Source organism: Sphingobacterium sp. Lzh-3 (assembly GCF_046764375.1).
GTDB lineage: Bacteria > Bacteroidota > Bacteroidia > Sphingobacteriales > Sphingobacteriaceae > Sphingobacterium.
The window spans coordinates 1,882,089-1,904,783 of sequence record NZ_CP177226.1; the positions used below are offsets into that span (position 1 = coordinate 1,882,089).

The 22,695-nt window shown below is 38.9% G+C and carries 18 protein-coding genes; 8 read left to right on the forward strand and 10 right to left on the reverse strand.

Annotated features, from left to right (window positions below; translation table 11 throughout):
* Nucleotides 1–32: 32 nt before the first annotated feature.
* Nucleotides 33–548, forward strand: coding sequence for a peptide-methionine (S)-S-oxide reductase MsrA (gene msrA / locus ACLCDV_RS07560; protein WP_411973322.1), 516 nt, complete (start codon nt 33–35; stop codon nt 546–548).
* Between the two features lie 177 nt (nt 549–725).
* Here the strand turns inward: msrA and ACLCDV_RS07565 are convergent, their stop codons facing one another.
* The 5 genes from ACLCDV_RS07565 to ACLCDV_RS07585 form a co-directional block, all read right to left on the reverse strand.
* Nucleotides 726–3,470 carry a DNA gyrase/topoisomerase IV subunit A gene (locus tag ACLCDV_RS07565; RefSeq protein ID WP_317667819.1) on the reverse strand — a complete coding sequence of 915 codons (2,745 nt, stop codon included), beginning with the start codon at nt 3,468–3,470 and terminating at the stop codon, nt 726–728.
* A gap of 148 nt (nt 3,471–3,618) precedes the next feature.
* Entirely contained in the window at nt 3,619–4,161 is a 543-nt protein-coding gene (locus ACLCDV_RS07570; RefSeq protein ID WP_411973323.1) for a GNAT family N-acetyltransferase, read from the reverse strand.
* Nucleotides 4,162–4,188: 27 nt separating this feature from the next.
* Nucleotides 4,189–4,866, reverse strand: a complete 678-nt coding sequence (locus tag ACLCDV_RS07575) for an ATP-binding cassette domain-containing protein (RefSeq protein ID WP_317667817.1) — start codon at nt 4,864–4,866, stop codon at nt 4,189–4,191.
* A complete protein-coding gene (locus ACLCDV_RS07580) occupies nt 4,863–5,777 on the reverse strand; it encodes a hypothetical protein (protein WP_411973324.1) in 915 nt (304 codons plus the stop codon). Before ACLCDV_RS07580 ends, ACLCDV_RS07575 begins: the two co-directional genes overlap by 4 nt.
* Nucleotides 5,778–5,975: 198 nt before the next feature.
* Nucleotides 5,976–7,148 carry an MFS transporter gene (locus tag ACLCDV_RS07585; RefSeq protein ID WP_411973325.1) on the reverse strand — a complete coding sequence of 391 codons (1,173 nt, stop codon included), beginning with the start codon at nt 7,146–7,148 and terminating at the stop codon, nt 5,976–5,978.
* A gap of 216 nt (nt 7,149–7,364) precedes the next feature.
* Between ACLCDV_RS07585 and ACLCDV_RS07590 the strand changes: the two genes are divergently transcribed.
* Nucleotides 7,365–7,745 (forward strand): VOC family protein, encoded by a 381-nt coding sequence (locus tag ACLCDV_RS07590; RefSeq protein WP_317667814.1) that lies wholly within the window; start codon nt 7,365–7,367, stop codon nt 7,743–7,745.
* A gap of 24 nt (nt 7,746–7,769) precedes the next feature.
* On the opposite strand, the gene ACLCDV_RS07595 is transcribed toward ACLCDV_RS07590, so the two are convergent.
* Nucleotides 7,770–8,519 carry an RNA methyltransferase gene (locus ACLCDV_RS07595; RefSeq protein WP_317667813.1) on the reverse strand — a complete coding sequence of 250 codons (750 nt, stop codon included), beginning with the start codon at nt 8,517–8,519 and terminating at the stop codon, nt 7,770–7,772.
* Between the two features lie 8 nt (nt 8,520–8,527).
* Between ACLCDV_RS07595 and ACLCDV_RS07600 the strand changes: the two genes are divergently transcribed.
* Nucleotides 8,528–10,879, forward strand: a complete 2,352-nt coding sequence (locus tag ACLCDV_RS07600; protein ID WP_317667812.1) for a BamA/TamA family outer membrane protein — start codon at nt 8,528–8,530, stop codon at nt 10,877–10,879.
* A gap of 68 nt (nt 10,880–10,947) precedes the next feature.
* On the opposite strand, the gene ACLCDV_RS07605 is transcribed toward ACLCDV_RS07600, so the two are convergent.
* Nucleotides 10,948–11,475, reverse strand: coding sequence for a hypothetical protein (locus tag ACLCDV_RS07605; protein WP_317667811.1), 528 nt, complete (start codon nt 11,473–11,475; stop codon nt 10,948–10,950).
* A gap of 410 nt (nt 11,476–11,885) precedes the next feature.
* On the opposite strand from ACLCDV_RS07605, the gene ACLCDV_RS07610 reads away from it, so the two are divergent.
* A complete protein-coding gene (locus ACLCDV_RS07610; protein ID WP_411973326.1) occupies nt 11,886–14,099 on the forward strand; it encodes a TlpA family protein disulfide reductase in 2,214 nt (737 codons plus the stop codon).
* A gap of 192 nt (nt 14,100–14,291) precedes the next feature.
* Here ACLCDV_RS07610 and ACLCDV_RS07615 read toward each other — a convergent pair whose 3' ends face one another.
* Nucleotides 14,292–15,173 (reverse strand): hypothetical protein, encoded by an 882-nt coding sequence (locus ACLCDV_RS07615; RefSeq protein ID WP_411973327.1) that lies wholly within the window; start codon nt 15,171–15,173, stop codon nt 14,292–14,294.
* Nucleotides 15,174–15,265: 92 nt separating this feature from the next.
* Between ACLCDV_RS07615 and ACLCDV_RS07620 the strand changes: the two genes are divergently transcribed.
* Nucleotides 15,266–18,376, forward strand: coding sequence for a DUF6493 family protein (locus tag ACLCDV_RS07620; protein WP_411973328.1), 3,111 nt, complete (start codon nt 15,266–15,268; stop codon nt 18,374–18,376).
* Between the two features lie 4 nt (nt 18,377–18,380).
* Entirely contained in the window at nt 18,381–19,715 is a 1,335-nt protein-coding gene (locus ACLCDV_RS07625) for an SWIM zinc finger family protein (protein ID WP_411973329.1), read from the forward strand.
* Here the strand turns inward: ACLCDV_RS07625 and ACLCDV_RS07630 are convergent.
* Together ACLCDV_RS07630 and ACLCDV_RS07635 are read right to left on the reverse strand one after the other, a co-directional pair.
* Nucleotides 19,712–20,197, reverse strand: coding sequence for an esterase/lipase family protein (locus ACLCDV_RS07630; protein WP_411973330.1), 486 nt, complete (start codon nt 20,195–20,197; stop codon nt 19,712–19,714). The two genes, ACLCDV_RS07625 and ACLCDV_RS07630, sit on opposite strands and share 4 nt — an antisense overlap.
* 93 nt (nt 20,198–20,290) lie before the next feature.
* Nucleotides 20,291–20,890 (reverse strand): SMI1/KNR4 family protein, encoded by a 600-nt coding sequence (locus ACLCDV_RS07635; RefSeq protein WP_411973331.1) that lies wholly within the window; start codon nt 20,888–20,890, stop codon nt 20,291–20,293.
* Nucleotides 20,891–21,154: 264 nt separating this feature from the next.
* Between ACLCDV_RS07635 and ACLCDV_RS07640 the strand changes: the two genes are divergently transcribed.
* Entirely contained in the window at nt 21,155–22,168 is a 1,014-nt protein-coding gene (locus ACLCDV_RS07640) for a PDDEXK nuclease domain-containing protein (protein WP_411973332.1), read from the forward strand.
* A gap of 167 nt (nt 22,169–22,335) precedes the next feature.
* Nucleotides 22,336–22,596 (forward strand): hypothetical protein, encoded by a 261-nt coding sequence (locus tag ACLCDV_RS07645; RefSeq protein WP_075991712.1) that lies wholly within the window; start codon nt 22,336–22,338, stop codon nt 22,594–22,596.
* The last annotated feature ends 99 nt before the right edge of the window (nt 22,597–22,695 follow it).

The window sequence follows — 22,695 nt, forward strand, 5'->3', positions numbered from 1 at the left end:
GTAAGTTTAAAATACGCAAGATTATAAAAAGTATGAAAGCAACATTTGGAGGAGGATGTTTTTGGTGTACAGAAGTTATTTTCCAAAACACGGAAGGGGTGACATCCGTATTACCGGGATATATGGGCGGAAACATTGATAATCCCACTTATGAACAGGTTTGTACCGGTACGACAGACCACGTTGAGGTTGTCGAACTCGAATATGATGAAGAGCTAGTGAACTATGAAGACCTGTTGAAAATATTCTTCAAGACACATAATCCAACGACTTTAAACCGCCAGGGAAATGATGTAGGTACGCAGTATAGATCGGTTGTATTTTTTCATAATGAAGAACAGGAGATCTTAGCGAAGAATTTTATCGACGGATTGGATAATGAAGATGTGTATGAAGATCCTATCGTTACAACAGTTGAGCCTGCTGCGACATTTTGGCTCGCTGAGGACTATCATCATAATTATTTCAACGACCATCCTGAAAATCCATTCTGTTCGGTTGTTATTGCACCAAAACTTCAAAAATTCCTTAAAGAATTCAAAGGATAATAAAACGCGATATCAAAGTACCCTATCTACAATAGCTTTAAGTAGAAATAAATGGCGTAAAAGACGTCTTCAGATATATGTCACACCTATACATACAGTATAAAGGATAGAAGGATGATTAAGCATAAAAAAGGCTCGAATAAATTTTCGAGCCTTTTTCGTGTATAGACGTATGAATTAGAACATTTCCATCTGTCCTTTATCGTCAATTTGGATGTCATTTGGATTGGTTATTTCCAACTTGATGTCATCATTTTTATCTGCGGAATCACCTTCTTCTTTAAGCGGGATGGCTGTTGTGGTAGCAGTTGTTTCTACAGGGCTGTCAGTAGTTTGTTCTGCTGTAATTGCAGGAGCTTCCACTTCTTTTTCTTTATCTTTTTGACTTAAATCTTCATCAGCTGTTAATAGCGTAACTGACTTTACGGTATGGAAAGATAGGCGATTACCTTGTGCTTTTATTCCTTTTACATCGATGATTTCAGTCAAAGGTTGATCAAGAGTTTCTTCCGTTTGGGATTTACCTTTTAAAATCTCCAATTTGACCATCGGTTCAGCCGCATTACTCATCAATACCAATTTAGATCCCGCATCTTCATTAATAAAGGAAATGCGTTTTCCAATAGGTTGATCGTCAAATTTAAAACGTTTGACAAAGTACGTTCCGCTCTTGCCGTCCTGATGCACAACTGTATAGATATGGTCCGGGTAGTATTTCTCGATCCGAATCATTTTCTCGTCAAAGTGGTTGCTTAGATCAAAGTTTGATAATTCGTAGCTACCATCTGAAAGCACCACCAATATCTTATCATCACCGTCGAATTCACCAAGGTATTGGCCACGCTCATCAGCGTTCAAACGTTTCATGATGGTGTCATACCATATTTTTCGTCCTGCCAGTGTGGAGACACCAGAACTTTTAAAACTGATTTTTTTGACGGGGTATTTCGATACAATATTTCCTTGTGAAGCACGGCCCTTGATTGCAATCTCGGCAAAGTCCATGTCAAAATTTAGCTTACGCAACTTTGTGTGCGGTTTAAGCTGTATGTTGACTACTTCTGCTTCACCGTTTGGATTGGCTGTGAAATACAGTATTTTAGATCCTTTGGAACCTTTGGATACATCATATTCCTTATCCCGTGTGACACCTACCACAGAGAAACGTTTGATGTAACTGGTGCCAGTTTCGCCTTCTTTGTAGATTGCATTATAGATTGTGCGTTCATCACCTTTTTTGAAAACAGCAACGTGAATAATTCCTTTTCCGACAAATACTTTATCCTGGATTTTACTGACAACATACTTGCCATCCTCGCGGAATACAATAATGTCGTCTATATCCGAACAGTCGCATACAAACTCATCTTTCTTCATACCCGAGCCAATAAATCCTTCCTCGCGATTGACATATAGTTTGGCATTTGCTAGCGCAACTTGGGTCGCTTCTACTTTATCGAATATGCGCAGTTCGGTTTTACGCTCGCGGTCTTTACTATATTTCTCACGTAATTTTTCAAACCACGCTATGGCATATTCTGTCAATTGACGTAAATGACGCTTGACTTCCTTGATCTCATTCTCGAGCGTTTTCATCATTTCGTCCGCTTTTTTAACGTCGAAACGTGTAATACTGCTCATTGGTTTATCGATCAATTTTTTGTAATCTTCGGGGCGTATCTCGCGATAAAATTGATCGAAGAAAGGTTCAAACAAACGATTTAGAACCTGCACCACGATTTCGAAGTCGCCTGCATTTTCATAATCCGGATGTTTGTACATTCCTTCCTGGATAAATATTTTTAATAAACTACTGAAGAAGATTTTCTCCTGAAGATCGTTCAAACGGATCTCCAACTCTCTTTTCAATAAGTTTTTAGTGTTTATGGTATTCTCGATGAGAATATCATTTACGCTCATAAAGTGAGGTTTCTCATCCTTGATGACACAGGTATTAGGTGAAATGGAGACTTCACAGGCTGTAAAGGCATATAGGGCATCAATGGTTACATCAGGAGATATCCCCGGCGCCAAATGCACTATGATCTCCACATTTCCTGCTGTGTTGTCCTCGATTTTTTTAATCTTAATTTTCCCTTTATCATTGGCTGTGACCACACTTTCAATAAGACCGCCAGTCGTTGTTCCAAATGGGATTTCTGTAATTGCGAGCGTCTTTTTGTCGCGTTCTTCAATTTTTGCACGTACACGGATTTTACCGCCACGCTGGCCCTCATTATAATTTGAAACGTCGGCCATACCACCTGTAGGGAAGTCTGGAAATAAATTGGGACGCTCGCCGTTTAATACCTGAATTGAACCGTCAATGAGCTCAATGAAATTGTGCGGCATAATCTTTGTCGCCAGTCCTACAGCAATTCCTTCGGCACCTTGCGCCAATAATAAAGGAAATTTTACGGGTAAGGTAACAGGTTCGCGATTCCGTCCATCATAACTCAATTGCCACTCTGTCGTTTCAGGATTGAAGACAACTTCATTTGCAAATTTGGATAATCTTCCCTCGATATAACGTGGGGCAGCCGCAGAATCTCCAGTAATTGGGAAACCCCAATTCCCCTGACAATCAATTAGGAGATCCTTTTGTCCCAATTGTACCATGGCATCGCCAATAGAAGCGTCACCATGTGGGTGATATTTCATTGTATTACCAATGACGTTAGCAGCTTTATTATATCTTCCATCATCCATTTCCTTTAGGGAATGGAGAATACGACGCTGTACGGGCTTTAAGCCGTCATTTATATGTGGTACGGCTCTATCCAAGATAACATAGGAAGCATAGTCCAAAAACCAGTTTTCGTATAGTCCCGATAAAGGTATCGTCTGACTTCCGCTTTCTGTTTTTCCTGATCCCAGTTCTTCTTGATTATCTTCCGTTGGGAAGTTCGTTTCGTCACTCATTTACTCAGCAATAGATTAAATTGTACAATACAGATATGTTCGAAATAGTATTTTATTCGAACGTGTAAAAATACAAAACCATTTTGTTTTATCCCAGTGAAACTATGAAAAGTTAAAAAAATTAGTTTTTAAAACTAATATAATTAGTTTATTCGTTAGGCATGGCCAGATCATACCAATAACAGGGAATATTCCATAGGTCGAAAAGAAATTCCTCAGTTACCTGAAATCCTACTTTTTCCAAGACATTTCTTGATCCAAGGTTTGCCGTATGTGTGATGGCATGTACTTCAAAATGGGTCAGCTGTTCTTTGTAATATTGCATACATGCTTGTGCGGCTTCTGTTGCATAGCCTTTTCCCCAAGATTCCGTTCTGAAACGATAACCAAGGTCTAAAAATCCAATACGCCCGTTCTCCAATTCGTCAATATATTTAAATCCCGTCCAGCCTATCCATTGATTGCTTGATTTCTCAATGACCCCTAGACGACCTATACCGTATTTTTCATATTGTTGCAGAATATGCGCGATAACTTTTTTCATTTCCTCACTGGATTGAACAGGTTCGTTATTCAAAAAGGTATGGACCTCCGGCTGTGAATCCATTGCAAAAAAATAGGCTGCGTCCTCCATCTGTATTGGGCGGATAATTAAACGTTCAGTTTCCAGTATAGGTAAGTGTTTTTCCATATTGTTTATCTCAAGTGTTACGGCATGCTAAAGCCATAATTTGTCGATATCTTTTTGTAGTATTTTTTCTTTCATTTCCTTTTCAAAGTCGCCGAACTGCTCTTTTTTTACAGATTTATTAATTCTGCCATTTTCGAGTACCAAGATTTCATCGCAGGTATCTTTTAGCGTCGAAAAGATATGCGATGAAATTAAGATCGTCTTACCCATTGCTTTTAAGCGAAGAATAATTTCCGTAAGAATAATGCTGCTTTGAAGATCGATGCCATTAAAAGGTTCGTCAAGGATATAATAATTATTGTCCTGAAGCAACGTAGCTGTCAGGGCTAGTTTTTTTTTCATTCCCGTGGAATAGGCGCTCGCATACTCCTTTAAGGGCAGCTCGAAAATATTTCTTTCACTGAGGTTTTTGATCTGTTTACCGCGTGCATCGGTCAGCAGATAAATATACTCTTCGCCCGTGAGCTTTGACAGAAAATATGGATCCGAAGTCAAGTAACCTAGCGTGTTTTTCAGAGGTTCAATAGTAGACTTTATACTTCCAGTGGCCGTCTCCAGTCCAGCAATACAACGAAATAGCGTTGTCTTTCCAGCGCCATTTTCACCAACAATACCATATACTTTTCTGCTGTCAAATGTATACGTAATTTCATGAAGTACCTGATGCTGCCCAAAGGACTTGCTGAGATTCGTAAGCTCGATCATAAGTGATTTTTTAGATTGTTGATTGCTTTGATGTAATAGAAAGGTAGGAGTGCTAGGATCAAAGGGTAAAAACTAAAACAAAGTACCAAAGCAAAAACTTCGGGAAAATTGATTTCCCGTGGGTAAGCGACATATTTTAATGTGATTGCAAAAGGAAGTAAAAGTAATATTCCGCCCATTACAATACAGGCATTAAATAAATCCGATGGAAAGATTACAACATACAGAAAAAGAAGGGGCAGTACCAAGAGCAGACACTGTAAAATTCCCCTTTTAAACTTTCGCATCAGAAAGACTGTTGGTGTATGATGGTGATTCCAGAGGTAAAAAATAGGCTCCGGCAATTGATAATAGAAAACGCAGGTGAGCGTAATGCAAACGACGCAAAATAAAACAAGATTGGAATTGGCGACATAAAAACCGATTCCGGCCAATAGATACAATACAAGCAAAAGCAAGTAGCTCCGTCGGAACCCGATGATAAATTCAAAAGGTTTTTTTACGAAAGGTGTCGGAATAGATTTTCCGAAAGCCCCAAATGTCAAAAATGCAAAAACAACAGCCAAAGTATCCAATAACAACGCATAGTGCCATTGGCTGTGGAGGAAAAGAATGACGAAGGACGGCAGCGTTAATAGCCCATTCTCAACTATTCTGAGCTTGTGAAAATCTCGTTTACTGTATGTGTTTTTGAGAAAATCATTTCTGTTTTTTTCTGTGAGCAAAAATAGTGCTTGAAAATTGCAAAGCAGTAGTGCATAACAACCAAAAAGCGGGTATTGAACCAAAGCATAATAAGCAAAATAACATAATCCAAACAACAGGAGAAAGGCGAGCCAAACAGGCAGTCCTGTAGCCCGAATATGCCGAGACAGTAAAGTATACTGAAGCTTTAAATAATTGCTTAACATGATAAATCAAACTTAGATAAATTACCTTTTATATGCAATATAATTGCGTGGCATATAAAAGCAAGTATTCGATCTTATCTTTTCTTCTCGGTACTCGGATTACTGCGCAGTTTACTGATTTCTCCGCTATCCATTGAGAAACACATTTAAAGAGGAAATGGGGTTTTGTCCTGCATGAGTTTGCAAAAGCAATAAAGGCTAGTGGGCTTTGTGCTTTCTATGCCAGCTCAGCATATAGGTCAATGCCAGTAGCAAAACTACTGCATTGGCATACATAATGACTGGAATCCGGAGGATAACGTCACTATAATATAATCCAGCAAGCAAGGCCCCAAGACCTATTCCAGCTTCAAGTGAGATATACATGGTTGCTACTGCCTTGCCCCGATGTTCAGGTAGGCTTAGGTCGATCGTCCAGGTATTGACGGCAGGGGAGAGTATACCAGTGCCCACGCCATAGATGCTTGCGCCGATCATCATTCCAATGAAACTATTGCCCATACCGATAGCAACGAGTGCAATAGCAATAATGACTATTCCGACAACAATGACTTTTGGTCTCCCGTAACGGTCCGAAACTTTGCCGGATACGAAACGTATCAGCACCGATGCGATTGTAAATGCCAGAAAAAATAGCCCTTTATTTTTAAGTCCCAGGTATTCACTCCAATCGGGAATTAAAGTTAAAATGACTCCATAAGCGGTATAAGATAAAAACGTGACGATTCCAGCTGGAAGGGCACGCCATTCAATAATATCCTTGCGGTTTATTTTGAGCATGGAAAGATTGAATTTTTCTTTTTTCGCCAGTGTTTCTTTCATGTTAATGACGATAAGAATGGAGAGAAGTGCCATGAAAGAAGAACAATAAAACATAACATTGATACCAAAGGCCTCGAAAATGGCACTTCCAATTGCTGGGCCAACAGCTGTACCGACGCTAAAAGCGAGTCCATGCATGCCAAGAGCTTCACCCCATCTTTTTTGAGGAACCAGATCGGCGACATACGCAGAAGTTGAGGTAGGTTTAAAACCTGTGGAAAAACCATGTATCAATCGTAAGAATAGGAAGCCCGCGACTGATGTTAAAATGGGATAAAGAAAACCACAGATGAAACAGACGATGGATCCAATGGCCATGACAGGTACACGTCCCCACTTATCGGTCAATTTACCACTAAAAGGCCGCGAAATTCCAGCAGTCAAAGTAAACAATGCTATGATTAGCCCTTTGTACTCCGCCCCCCCCAAACTGCTCAGATAATGGGGTAGTTCGGGGATGATCATATTGAAGCTAGAAGAAAATAGGAGCGAGCTTAAGCAAAGTAATATAAATTGTAACGTATAGATGGATTTCTGTTCAGCGGGCATGGTGTAATTTTATCGTGTGTGAATATTCAAAAAAGAACATGGATAGCGGTATCGATCCGTCTTTCAATTGAACTGTTCAAATGTACAGTTTTTGGAGCGATTAAGCTTTTTCTTTTAACAAAAATTAATCGAAACTTTTGAACGAATAGAAAAATGTCGCGACGGGGCTTTTTCTCTATTAAAATTGATATTTTTGATGAAGATCAGTGTTTAAATATGGAAGGGTATAGAAATCCAGGAGTATATTTTGAAATTCCTGTAACGGATATGGAAAGAGCGGTTCGGTTTTACAGCCAAACATTTAACTTTTCCTTTGAACGGGAGGAATTTGATGGAAATCAAATGGCTTATTTTCCTTTTCAGGAGATGCTTCCGGGAATTACGGGAGCTTTAGCAAAGGGGGAAATTTATAAACCCACACAAGTTGGAGTATTGATTTATTTTCATGTGGAGAATGTGATCGATACAATCGGGAAAGCGCTAGCGTTGGGGGGAAAAGAGTTATATCCAGCCACTTTTCATACCGACTTGGGCTTTGCCGTGGCAGAGATTGAAGATTTGGAAGGAAACAGGATTGGATTACATCAAAAACTGTAAGCGAAGCATCAAATAGAATCTGTTTTATGTCAGTTTTTGTCTGGAAATCTCACTACAGAAGATCGTTGTTGCTACGGCTACATTCAATGATTCGGCTTGACCTATGCGTGGTATAGTGACTGCTTGATCGATCAAAGCTATTATTTCGTCACTGATGCCATTTCCTTCGTTACCCATAACAATCAGCCCCTCATCAGCCCACACAGTCTGATAAATGGATTGACCATCAAGTAGGGCGCCATACACTTTCAATCCTGTAGCCGGAATAAAATTAGTTAAATCAGTATAGTGGATCTGCAGTCTTGCCAATGAGCCCATAGTTGCTTGCACTACTTTAGGATTGTAAGCGTCTACAGTGCCAATGGAACAGATAATATGTTCGATTCCAAACCACTCCGCCGTGCGGATAATTGTCCCTAGATTGCCTGGATCCTGCACATCATCGAGTACGAGGCTAAACTTATTTTTTAAATCACTCGGTGCAATTTTTTGCTGTAAAGGAAGTTTGACCAAAGCGAGTATACCTTGTGGCGATTTCAGTGCGCTAATCTTTTGGAATTCGGTTTCCGTTAGTTCATGGGATTTTATATTATGCGAGATTTTACCCACTTTTGTGTTGGCGTCGTCCGTGTAGAAAATAGACTCAACCTCATAACTTGATGAAATAAATTCCATCACGGATTTTATACCCTCAACGATAAACAGGCCGTGTTGTTTTCTATACTTTTTATTTTGTAGAGACGTTATTAGACTGATTTGCGCTTTTGACAACATTTTTATTGATGATTAAGTATACTCGTTTTATCGGATTTGCAAGTATAACGCTTTTAGTGTTATTTTTTGCATCATGCCGGTCTTCAAAATATCTTGACGATGACCAAGCTCTGGTTACAAAAGTACAGATTTCTGGTGTCACCCCTGCATTGAAAGAATCATCCGAAACGTATATTTCCAATCAAATAAGACCTAATTCGCGGGTCAATCTATTCATTTATAATACATTCAATACGAAAAACGGACGCTATAAAACCAAGAAAATTCGGAATGTCGGTGAGCCACCCCATTTGTTAGATTCGGCAATGGTGGATTTATCGGCCAATCAGATTCGACGATTTTTGTTTTCAAAAGGTTATTTTAAAGCCAAAGTAGAACCGGTAATTTCCGTTTCGAAGAAGAGGGCACATATAGATTTTAAAGTGGCTGAAGGCACTCCATATCAGATTAGAAGTATAGACCGTAAATTTGAAAATGGCGATATAAAAGACATCTTTGAACGTGAGGTGTTGGCGAAGACTGCTGTCAAACCGAACACACAATATGATGCGGCAAAATTACTTGACGAAAGAGAGAAACTTTATGTGTCGATGCGTAACAATGGGTACTATGATTATTTACGTCAGTATATGCGTGCAGGTATCGATTCGACTATAGATGGTGCTCTCATTGATCTCAAAATCAGTGTCGAAAACCCATCGGACTCTACGATACACAAAAGGTATCAAATTGACAGTGTATATATGACTATAAGGAATTATGGTACGATGTCTAAGAAGAAGCCTCGTCGTATCCAAGATTCTGCAAAGCGCCTTCTATTCATTGATGAAACAAATAGTTTTCGATGGAAACCGTTAGAGCGTTATATGTATTTGCGGTCAGGACAATATTACTCATTGCAAGAGGAAAATAAATCTTATGACCGGTTATATGAAATGAACGGTTTTCGGTCTGTGAAAATGCAGTTTGTGAAAAAAGATTCGAATAAACTCGATGTACATTATGATTTTGTTCCAAGACCCCGGATGGGAAACCAGATAGAAGGTGAGTATACCTTTAGTTCGGGCATGAGTGGATTTAATATCGGAAACACCTTTTCGCAACGTAATATCTTTGGGGGCTCGGAGCAGCTGGAGGTCAAATTGCGCTATGGCGTTTTGTTTGATCCCCGTCTGGCAGGTGGACTGTCAAGCAAGATATTCAATAATGATTTTCAGGCGGGCGTAAATTTGGTTATTCCTCGTCTGATGGTACCTTTTCATATTAATCCAGGGGGGAAGTTTGGCTTGCCCAAAACGACCTACTCGATGACATTGCAGTTGTTTGACCAGGACAAAACCTATTCAAACCGCTACTTTATCACATCGCTGAATTACTCTTGGTATGAAACAGAAAATAAGTATCATAGTTTTACACCTATTGTATTGGAGTACCGCGATGGGCGTTTGGATTCGAATTTTCGGAATAAGCTCGTGCAGGAAGGGTATCAACTCTATGTGCGCAGTAATGACCGTCAGTATTTTGGTTTAGGAACACAATATACTTTTGTTCTGAATGGGAAAAAGTTGACGAGTAAAGAAGATTTTCAATATTTCAGAGGTACATTGGATGTTAGCGGCAATGTATTGGACCTTATTAGCAGCTTAGCAAAACTGCCGAAGAATGCCGATGGGGAGAAAAAAATATTTGGTGTGCCTTTCCTTCAATATGCTAAGACAGAAATGGACTATAGACTGTATCGCAATTTGGGAGGGAATAGACAGTTTGTATTTCGATTCAATCCAGGGATAGCAATTCCTTATGGAAATAATTCCAAACTGCTGATTTTTGAAAAGAGTTTTTATAGTGGTGGTATGAATGGCATTCGGGCCTGGCAGGCACGTACCCTGGGGCCAGGTGCCTATAACCGGCAGAGTCTTAGTGAGGATTTGCGTTTAAACCTGCGTAATTTGGATCAGTTGGGGGAGATTAAGCTGGAAGCGAATGCGGAGTATCGATTCAGATTACTTAATAACTTTCTGGGCGCAAAGATGAATGGAGCGACATTTGTGGATATGGGAAATGTTTGGCGACTGAAGAAGGATGAAGAACTAAATCCGGGAGGGGAGTTTAAATTCAATAAATTCCTTGGGCAAGTCGCCATCGGTACCGGTTTTGGTCTACGCTTTGATTCGGACTATTTTGTGATTCGCTTAGATGCCGGGCTTAAACTAAAAGATCCACAATTCTCAGGTGCTGATCAATGGGTTATCAAGCACTTCTTTGATTCCAAGGAATTTAAGGCACAATATTATGAAACCCATAGACCCGACAGATACAATTTTATTCAATACAATTTTGGAATCGGTATGCCGTTCTAATGTACAATCGTTTTGTTATGATTTACTTTGATCACATCAATTAATATGCTATCAGATAGGTCATCTTGTCAACCGATGAGATTTTTGAGGCTTGAAAATATAGATTCGAAAATTTTACTCAAGTCTAAACCCTGTGAATGGTTGAATAAAAAGAAAACTATAGCCAGTGCGATCGCTGTCATAATCACTTTTTTAAACATGTAGGCTATTCCTAATACAATGGCCGGGATAATCAAAAACATCAATCCGCTGATGGCAAATGGAGAAAGTCCGCTGTCGCTCTTATAGACGTAAAATAGGCGTCCTTTGGATGTTTGTTGATTTTTATGGCTAAAGAAAACAAATGTTGATGACTCAATCTTTTGATTGGGTACCGCAACCCCATCGCGAAATTGCAGTGCCTGGGAGAAGCCATTGATTGTAAATAGGTAGTTGCCATTGATGGTCTCATTGGTATTTCCCGATGAATCCAATGCAACTACAGCCAATTTTCCATTTTTGGAAAGATTTTCCTTCACCACGAAATTTTGGATATTTTGCTCTTGAGCAACGGCCCAACAAGGTATCAGTAACAGAAAAAATATAATCTTTTTCATCCTTTTATTTTTATTCAACTCCGCTATAACCCGTCTTGGGCTTATTTCCCCAGTGTCAAAATCGTTTGGAAGATCGGTAGCATTCATATACTGAATCCGATTTCCTTGAAATGAGACTGCAATTTTAGGGATTTTAATTTTCTTTTGAAAGTATTAAATCGTCTGAAGGCTGAATCTAATGGAAAACCTCAATGTCAAAAAGTCGATATTGATGCATTTCCTCGGACACTATACGGTCAGAAGCAGGATCCGTAAATGTGTCATGCGAGCTTTTCGAATGTGGAAAAGACCATGAAGAGTTGTAGGATAATTGAATCCTCTACTGTTTTATATAATTGTTAAATTGGCGTATATTCTGTATTTGATCGAAATTTTTGTTAATTTTAAAGAAAACCCTGTAACCCTATTTGATGATGAAGAGAATACTGTTCCTATTTCTTTTGCTGAATTCAGTCTGTTTCGGTCAAAAAAGCGTTAATTATAAAATAACGGAAGAATCCATGTCCGAAGGAAAACTTATACACTCCAAATCAACCTATTTTACATTGTCTGCTAACAAGTCCGCGTCAAAAAAAGAATTCCCATCAGAAATAAAGGTTAATAATATTGTATATAAGGATTCCCGTAATCCATTTATCTTTTCAAGTTTTCATCCCGACAGTAATCAAAATATTTTATCTTCCAGCATACTGGTTGATATTTTAATGAGCTTACAACAGTCTATTCGCTTCAATGCCCAACATCAAGAAACCTTTGTTGACACGTCGTCACTTAGAAAAGAAATTCTGTCAAAGGCTAGGTACTGGCAGTTATCAGACGATATCGCAGAGATGGTAAGGAACAATGTTACGGTAGGAGCAAAGTTGCTTTGTAGCGGATTTAATTACAGTTATCTAGGTAAAGATGTCTTAAAGGGGCTTCAATCCGGACCGATGTTAATCAAAAGCAAACTGTATAAAATTACTAAAAACGATAAGAAAAATTTGTACCTCTCTTTTAGGGATACGTCGGGTAGTTCGGCAGGGGAGTTTGTCGTCGATAAGAAGACATTTCAGCCTATCATGCTTTCGTGGCGGCATGAGTACAACCAAGATAATCATTTATTTATCAAAACTACTCATATGCAACTGTTGGATACGAATGTACCCAGTACTTATGATCAATCTTATGCAGACATGTTGTTATTCGGTAGTTTTGTTAGCAAGACACTTTATACAAATGAGCTAATTGATAGTGTGAAAGTAATGAAATATATCGATAAGTATACCCCTGTTTTTCGAAATGATAAGACCTTTGTAATTAAAAAGTTAGATCTATTTCAACAGATAAAAAGCAATGAATTATATGATTTGAGCTTGAATGATGTACCGGTCAACTTGCTTTCGGGCACATATCATCTTTCGAATTTTCTCTACAATGGGGCTATGTCAAGGGATAAGTTTATGACGGTAATACCGTTATTAGACAACGAAAAGCGATATAATTGGATTCAGAATGCTTTATATCAACAGTTGGGACACCCCGTTGCAACTGGAACGCTGTCTTCTGATGAACAGGCCGATTTATTAATAAATCATTTTTCCGAAATTGAACGGCAATATACCTATCCGATGATTCTCGGGCGACGGATTATGCAACAGGCAGAAGATCTTTTGCAAGCTAAAAAATTGCTTAATGAGCTGATGAACCTTAACGATGATTATTGGATCAATGGAAACGTTGGGAGATATGCGCTAATGACCTATCAACGTTTGGCTCCTGTTGATCAGAACTATTCTCAGCAATTGCTAGTGGATATTATTTCAAAACTAACAACACTTTATAATGCGGATAACACTGTTCGTAAGAATATAATTCGTGCGCATCTTGCTACAGCAAACTATTTTGCGTACCAAATCACGGATAAACATAATAAGGAAGAAGCCTTGAATTATTTGGAGAAAGCTGCGCTGTATTCACCCAAAAATCAGGGGGAGACCGCTTATAATTCGTCTTACGATATTATATTTTTGAAATCTAAGAAAAGTTATGCAGAAGATTATCTGACAGAATTGGCCGCCGGTGGTAAGAAAGATGTCGCTTTACAGAAATATATTGATGAGTTCTTGACCGTTCAGGGGACAGGCTATAAGGGGCTACGTGATTTTTACCAGCATTACTATCCGGAACAGAATTTTAGCGATTTTTTTATGCAGAAGGTGGTTCCTCAATTACCTGATGTGCCAGATTTTGCTTTGGAAAATCTGGAGAACAGCAAAATTGCAAAGGCTGATTTGAAAGGCAAATGGACATTACTTGACTTTTGGGGAACTTGGTGTGGTCCATGTGTTGCAGAGCTTCCTAAACTCAACAGTTTTTACGCGCACTTGAAGACTGACAAATCAAGAAGCGATAAGATTGGTTTTATAAGTATTGCATGTTATGATACAGCAGATAAAGTGAGAAACTTTTTGGCGAACAACAATTATACAATACCGGTGTTGATGTCAGATGGCCAAGTGGAAAAAAACTTTCAAGTCAAAGGTTATCCAAGTAAGTACATTCTAACACCGAGCGGGAAGCTAATCGGTATACCATTTGGTTTTGATTGGCAACCTTTGTTGGAAGAAGTTGCCACCTTCTAATGTCATATTCGTAGTTTGAGGATATATAAGTTTCCATTTGCGCTTTATCTGTTGAAAATTTAAAATTGAATTTTCTCAGTCTTTCTGTATACGTATTTTTGACTGTGATACCTACTGGTTTTGTGAAAATTTCCGGTCTATATAGGTAAAATACTCGATTAATACACTAAATGTTGCGCAAGCTGGTAGTTTTTATTTTCTCAATAAATCTTCGATCAGTTGAAGTTTTACAGTTTCCAAGATCCCTTTTGGATCGTCAATCATTACCGTTCCAAAGATATCCTTTTTAATTGACGCCCGGTTTCCGTTGTTATCGCTCGCTTCATAATTTCCGAATATATCCTTTCTTACCGTAATACGAGTCCCTTTGTTATCTTCAATTGTTTTATCGCCCAATATGTCGGTTCTTATGGTTGTACGTTTACCCGTGTTACTTTCAATTGTCAAATTTCCTAAAATATCCTTTGATACGCGACTGCTATTTCCTCGGCTGTCACGAATGTCTAAGTCGCCAACAACATTTTTAGATACAGTAGTTTGGTTGCCATTTGCATCACGGATATCTAAACCGCCGAAGATATTTTTTGAAATAGTGGTGAGGTTACCGTGGTCGTCGCGGATTTTCAAATTATCGAGAATATTGATGGAAGCGGCGGATGGAGCTCTGTCTTGATCAGGGATGTCAAAATCGCCACTTATGTTTTTTCTGACCGTTTTTTCATTTCCGTCGTTATATTTTACGACGATATTACCTAAAAAATCCTGTTTTACCGATGTTTTAAGCCCATCGTTGTCCGTTTTTGTATATCCGTCCCAATGACTTTTGCTGTATTTAGCATTTTTACCCCAGTTATCCGTGACAATTACCTCAGCCCAGCTATCAATTTTTATTTTAATGGAGCTTTTATCAAAGCCATCCAAAACAGCTAATTGTGTAATATACTTTCTGACATTGTCAGACAGCGTGTCAGTCAATTGTCTTGAATAGTTTTTATGATGAGAAAGACCAGCTTTCGCAATCATTGTTGCCGAAAATAACAAAGCAAAGCTAAATAGGATATATAAACGTTTCATGCGGCTGTGATTTAATGTCAATATACGTTTTTTTCTCTACTTTCGTTATATTTAAACAGCAAGCGAAATAATTGATATTACAGTTATAAATAATGTTTAAGCACTTAAAATACATAGACGGTACATCGGATAAATTTTGGGAAATACAAACAGCGGGAGCAACTCATACAGTCACCTATGGACGGAACGGAACCGCTGGACAAAGTAAAAGTAAAACCTTTGATTCCGAGGAAGCCTGTCTTAAAGATGCAGATAAATTAATTGCAGAAAAGACCAAAAAGGGCTATTCTGAAGATGGTGCTGTAGATGCAGATAGCAAGGAAAAAGGATCCGCTGTTCGACAGCCAACGGCTGCCAGTCAGCGAAAAGAAGAAGCGGTAGCAGCACTGAAGTTGCTTATTAAAGAGGCAAGGACGGAAGATATCATCCCTTTTCTGGAAGAATATTCCAGTGGCAACCTGGAAATTTTAAAAAAAGAAATTCGTGTAGCCAAGCGATATTGGGTCGACTACAGTGATCTCTCCAAAGATCCTGAATTTAAAAATAAGACGCAGTACAACTGGGGGACACGGGGTACGAAGGAGCAACAGCGTACAGTAAAATTACTGGCTCTCGCTACATTTTCCGGCTCCGATGCCGGCAATTGGGATATTTTTTATGAACTTTTGAACCAGGCTCGGAGTAAGGATGTGATACAGATCCTTGACTATGCGAAGCCCAATTGGTTGGGCGGATATTTATTACAGTTAGTTCGTAAAAATGAGTGGCAGCAGATTAATTACGACAACCTCCGTTTTTTGGAGAGAATGGGACATATCGAGTTTGAACCGGAGCTTTATGCAAGTTCAATTTCTGGGTTTAATAATTATGAATCCAAAAAGTTTTTTGAGCTGCTGACAACAGATGAATTGACGATCCAAAGGGATATTCCTTTGGTATTTGAATATGAAACGGGCATTCACAGCACGTATTGGAATTATAACTATCAGAACGCCGTCAATGAACTGTTATGGGATAAGGTGTTTGATACGCTGTTGGAAAACGGAAAAATCGATCCAGAACTCATCATCACTGGAGCGCTCGAAGCTCAAACCAAAAATTGGAATAATAATCTAAAAAGCTATTTCAGAAAGCTTATTGAGCGGATGAACCTTTCCGAGAATACAGTTATTGAATATCAGCAACAGTTTTTCCCTTTATTGCATGCTGAGCATAGTGCTGTGGTCAATTTTGTGGTTGAGTATCTAAAACTATTCTTAGCGCATCGTGATTTCCAGTTACAGGAATTTTTAGATTGGGCCGAACCTATCTTTATGCGGAGTGATATTAAGACAAGTCTTAAAACTCTTTTGATTCAATTTGATAAGCTATTGAAACAAAAACCGGAATGGCGGGAGCGATTTGTTTCCCTGGCTGCGGATCTATTTATGATTTCGGACCTACAGTTACAGGAAAGAGCAAGTAAATTCATCTTAAAAAATCAGACAGAGCCTTCAGAAGAACTTTCCGGTAAGCTTCAGTTATATAAAGCCCAAATGATGGGTTCAGTGGCCGTTGACCTGAAGCATCTTTTGCAAGAGGATGGATATTCTGAAGCCGAAATCCTAGCAGAGCTGAATGGTCAATCTTCAGAGCAATATATTTATCAGCCAACAGAAGTTCGTTACCTGAACGAAGCTTACGACTATCCACAGACCTGGAACGAGTTATTTTTCAAGGTAGGGGAGGTAATCGGAGGTTCCGACCCCATTCAGGTGGAGATCCTAATGAATGCCTGGGTGCAACAGACAGCTGTTTTTCCTTCAGACTATCAGATCCAGCTGGAGCCTTATATAAAACAGCTAACAGGAGCTTATCGCGAATCTTCCTGGTACAATCATTTCTCAGGGACCTTCATTAATATGTATTATAAACCCACGGTAGTATATAAAGATAAGGATCGGTATCACAATTACTCCAAATGGGTCAGTCTCATGGGCAGCCAATTGGAGCTATTGCAACGTTATCGGATTGATGGTATCCGCCTGCCACTTTTGAGTCTGCCGACACATCGACCATTTTGGATCGCGCCGACGATTCTCGTTAAGCGTATTTTGGCTTACCAGGAAGCAGGAGTGAGAATCAATTTATTGGATTTGTCTATAGCACTGAGCCGTACTGTCCGTGAAGATCTGGAAGGAATTGAAGTACTGATAAAACAAATAAAGGAACAGCAGGTACAGGATGTGATCAGCTATGCCCTAGGTTTGAATCCGATGAAGGTTCAGCAGCAATCTTGGCTTAAAAATTTATTGTCTTCCAAAGATTCCGATCAGTTCAATTGGATTGGTGTATGGGCTACAGTGGCGCGCACGCATCATCGTGATAACTATTTTGAAGAATTTAACAAAGAGCCTTTGGCGGATATTCCTTTCGCTGGACAGCCATTCCGTCCGGTCTTGAAAATAGAACCAACCTATTATAACGGTTATAACTATACGACTAGAAAATCCGAGCAGGTATATAACGGAGATAAGCTCACCTATCATTTCCCCCCATACAAGCTAGGAACGGATACCTTTTTGTATCACAAAGATATTTTCAACCGTGGGAACGATGTTTTATTGTCTTATTATTTATATAGGGCAGATGTCCCTTATATGCATAGTTTGATGCCACAGAATACGGAAAGTCTTTCTATGTTTTTAACGATGGGGCTGAATAGCAAAAGCGATATCGGTGGAAAGTCTTCGGCAGCCTATCTGCAAGAGATGCTGTACGATTTTTTCCGTTTTGATCAACAGTCCAACCTATACCTGGCAACTTCGCTCTTCAATAAAGAGAAGGAGGTGCGTGCGATGGCTGTTGAAGTCATCTTGGCTGCAGTTAACGAAAATAGATTGGACACCACTGTATTAGGTGAACAATTGGGAATGTTGCTGAGTAATGGGTATGGTCCGATTGGCCGTTGTATTGAAGTGTTGGAGCAATGTCGCGATATATCTTCGAAGCATAACAATGCTTTGTTGCAGCTATTGGATGCGGCTTTTGCGCATTACATCATTGCTGAAAAAATGCCGACCAATTTTAAGAAAATCGTCGAATATTATTACGATTTGATGAACAAGGAACAATATTATTTTCCGGATGATCTTCAACAGGTTTTTGAGAAGCTGGAAATATATAAGAGTTTACAACCCATTTTGAAAAAAATAAGAAAATAACAATATGGCAGAGCAAGATTTAGCGATTAGCTATGCAAGAAATTCACAACTGACCCAACAATCGGGCATACAGCAATTGGTATTGGCACATCAGTCGGAATTGGCAGAAATCGCCAATGTACCTTGTTTCTTTTGGGGGAGTTTGACGGATCCTTTACTGACATCCAAATGTTTGTTGACCTTGTCGAAAGTAGTGCGGTCAAGTTTTGGTCCCGTACCTCCGAGTTTACGAGATCCTATCGTTTCTGCTGGTACCAATCAGATTCGTTTTGAGGGCTTTTCTTCCTGTAATGGTGTTTATGCACGCCTGGATTTATTGGAAGATGCTATTGATGGGGAGTTTATTACGAGTGGTACAACCAATGTGGATTTCAATGAGCCGATGCTCAATGCGTTAAATGCTGTCAAGAAAACCGAAAAGATGGTGTTGGGAGTAGGAAGCAATGAGGTTGCCATTAGTACTGATAAGGCTAAAGTGACCGAAAAGAAAGTGACTTTGCCCCCGCGTTGGATCAAAGGACTGACTTCGGTCCAATTATATTTGGCGGGTATGGAGTTACAGTTTGAATTAAATAAAATTCAGCTTATCCAATTATTTCAGGGCATTCCGAAAGGGAATGTGAAGGGGGAATTTTATCTGACGAAAAGGGCTAACCGGTTTGTGTTTTCCCCTATAAGTACAGGTGATGCGGTGCGTATTGGTGGTTTACAACGGTTGCGTTTATTGGAGGGATTGCTGACTTACGCAGATAAGTTGCTTGTTTATCAGGAAAAAGGAGGTGAAAGTGCAGCTTTTGTTGCCGACTTTGGTAAAATGAGACTGACTCTTGCGTTGTCACCAGATAGTTATCGCGGATTTTCGGGCGAAGGTAATGTATTGGAAAATATGATTAAGGCCGTTCCGGATGAATGGATACATGCGGTCAACGGATTACTTAAATCCAACGAGTTATTTGATCCAACAATGCTTTCAATTGAGCATGATGTCGACTTTGATACGATGGACACGCTATCAGCATCATTGTCTTCTATTGGGTTGCTTGGTTATGATTTGCATAGCCATCAGCACTATTATAGACGATTACCGTTTAAGATGGAACGTATCTTGGCATTGAACCCAAGGCTAAAAAATGCTAAAAAACTTGTTGCGACAGCAGGTGTAGAATTTGTTAAGAATACAAGGGATTATGTTGAAGCTAGAGTGGATGGATCAGGTGTGCAACATACCGTCATTATACAGGGCGACAAGCAGCAATGTACCTGCAATTGGTTTACCAATCATCAGGGAAAAAGAGGGCTATGCAAACATATACTTGCCGTCAAAATGTCGAATGGTTAGCATGTGTATTTCCTCATGTTTTTCCTCTTCGGATTAATTCGATTGGGGCGGGAAATTGACCACCAAATAAGAAAGAAATGCGTTGGATCAGTTTTTTTTGTAACAGAATCCCCGGATAGATGTTTTTCCATTAGATAATCTGCTATTGGTGTTCCTAAGTGTGGCGTGGATAATGTGCTTAAGGAGGCCACCATTTGATGTCCATTTAGCGTTGAAATAAAATAGCGGGCGTCGATCCCACCTTTAGAATGCGCGATGAGATTAAATTTAGTGAAACCGGTTTTTTCTGCAAGATCTGACAGATTTCTTTCCAGCATCTGTGCATTGTTAGCAACGGTGCCCCATCTATCGGTCTTACCATAAAAAAATGAAATATTGTTTTTTTTGAAAGTCTTGGGAATCCTGCCCCAAAACAAACTACTATCTCCAGCAGCGGTACCGTGGATCAATATAATAGGATATCTTAATTTAAAGGCATTCATTGGTTTTTTTATACGTTTTAATCCATCCAATAGATTTTTTAAATCAGCTTTATCGCATTTATAAACTAGGGAAAAACCACTATTTCGATGCTATTACATATTTTCTTCATCAATAAAATTGCAACCAGTATTGATCAGTAGCTGGAGATACGCATCGAAACTATCCGCTATGACACGAAACTCATCAGGGTCATGCACGAAACGTACAATTTGTCCTTTTTTACCTTTTCCGGAGGGACTGAAGTCTACAAATAATTGAGAAGTCCCGCCGTTATTCATACAATCGGAAAAATGAAGCCATTTTAAGTCCGTTGATTTATCAGTAATCTTGTTGTCGATCTCTACATGATCGTATTTTCGGTCAATATAGTCAGCATAATAGGTGTGCGCAATATGTTGATTATCTACCATTTCCTTAGATGATAGCAGATAATAAGGATACTCATTTAAGTCAGACCCCAAAAAGAAAAAGGCAATTTCTTCATCGGCATAAGTCCTCCAATAAGTCCCATCGACATATTCGAGCAAATCGACCAGTCCCTGGGGGATTGCTGGAAAAGCTTCTTGAAGTTTCTTAATATCTGTTTTGCTTGCACCATGTTTAATCTGTTCAAAATGATTCCAGGTTTCTTCGTTACCATTGTCATAGTATGCTTTCTTTAAACCAGATAAATAATTGTCAGCTATTTTCATTTACTTTTCTTCTTGTCAGTGAAGTTAGCCAAACTTTATGATAGAATAAAAGTAAATTCTCGCGTATCTCCTTTTCTGTTGATTTTAAAAAGGAACTGAAATTTAAAAATATAGAAAAGAATCATTTTAGCTAATAATTCTTGAAGAGGGTAATTAAATTTGATGTGACAGGGAATTATTTACTAAAATATTTAGTATTTAAATTATTTGTAGTTATCTTTGTATTATTCATTTACAGAAGTAATACCAAGAAAATAAACAATTATGTTGTCCGATCAAACTTTAGTATCCGATATAAAGGCAATTATTGTGCAGTCCAAGGAAAATGCTGTGCGTGCTGTCGATCATCAGCGAACGTTGATGTACTGGTATATTGGCCAACGTATTTTCGAGCAGGAGCAGGAAGGCAAGGATCGAGCTGATTATGGAAAATACATCATTAAATATCTTTCAGCAGAGTTACAGCCTGAGTTTGGAAGTGGTTTTTCATCTAGACAGTTAAATTGGTACCGTCGGTTTTATCGCACATTTCCAATTGTGTCTACACTGTGGACGCAATTGAGCTGGAGCCAATACAAGCTACTTTTAAGTCTTAGGAGCGAAGAACAACGTGAGTTTTATATCGCCGAGACCATTAAGAATAACTGGACAGTCCGGCAGCTTGAGCGGCAGATCAATACGAATTTATACGAACGCCTGTTGCTTAGCAACGATAAAGAAAGTGTGTTGGCTGTAGCGAAAAAGGAAAAGATGCCTTCCGATGCGAAGGAGATTATCAAAGATCCGATGGTACTGGAATTTTTGGGTTTGAAACGGGAAAGCGCTTACTATGAGAAAGATCTTGAGGGCGCCATTATTGCCCATCTTCAAGAGTTCTTATTAGAATTAGGGAATGGATTTTCATTTGTCGCTAGACAAAAACGTATTCATATCGAAGGCGATGAGTTTTTTGTTGATCTGGTCTTTTACAACCGTTTATTGCAAAGTTTTGTGATCATTGAAATTAAAACCCATAAATTAACGCATCAGGACATTGGTCAATTGCAGATGTATGTCAATTACTATGACCGTATTGAAAAGCTTCCGCATGAACATCCGACGGTTGGCATCTTGCTATGTGCGAGTAAAAACGACGCGGTCGTTAAATTTACGCTTCCTGAAGACCAAAAACAGATTGTTGCAAGTCAATACGACCTTTATCTACCGACAGAGCAACAGTTGCTGGATGAGGTGAATAAAGAGTTGAATAGTTTTGTAGGTAATAGTGACGCTGAGTAGAACTTTCAAGTGTTGATATGGCGCCATTTAAGAGAATTTTAAACGTGCTAAACCGAGTTAATTTATAAGTATTGGGAGATGAAAGCTCTGTGTTTCCGCTTTTTTCATTTTTATTTTTCTAACATAGATTATTTTGTACATTTGTATCGAATAAAATCGAAATAGAAATGGCAGAAACTGTACAACCAAGAGGTCCAAAGACAACTGATAATAATGCGAATCAAACTCATTACTACAAAACATTGGTAGTAGCGATCGCTTTAGGTTTAATAGGTACATTTATCCGTTTTGTACCGGATGTATGTGCAGCAATGGGTCAACAAACATTTTTGTTTTCCGCGATAGCTAACATCTCCATGATCGTAGGTGCACTTATCGCATTCAAAACCGTTTTCGGAATTTTGGGATTTGGAAAAAACCGTGACTAATTAAAAGTCAATTAAGATATTTGAAAGCCCCAGTTTACTGGGGCTTTTTTATTTTAATCCTTTTTTCGAACTCAGTTCATCGTGGACGATCCCGTCCCG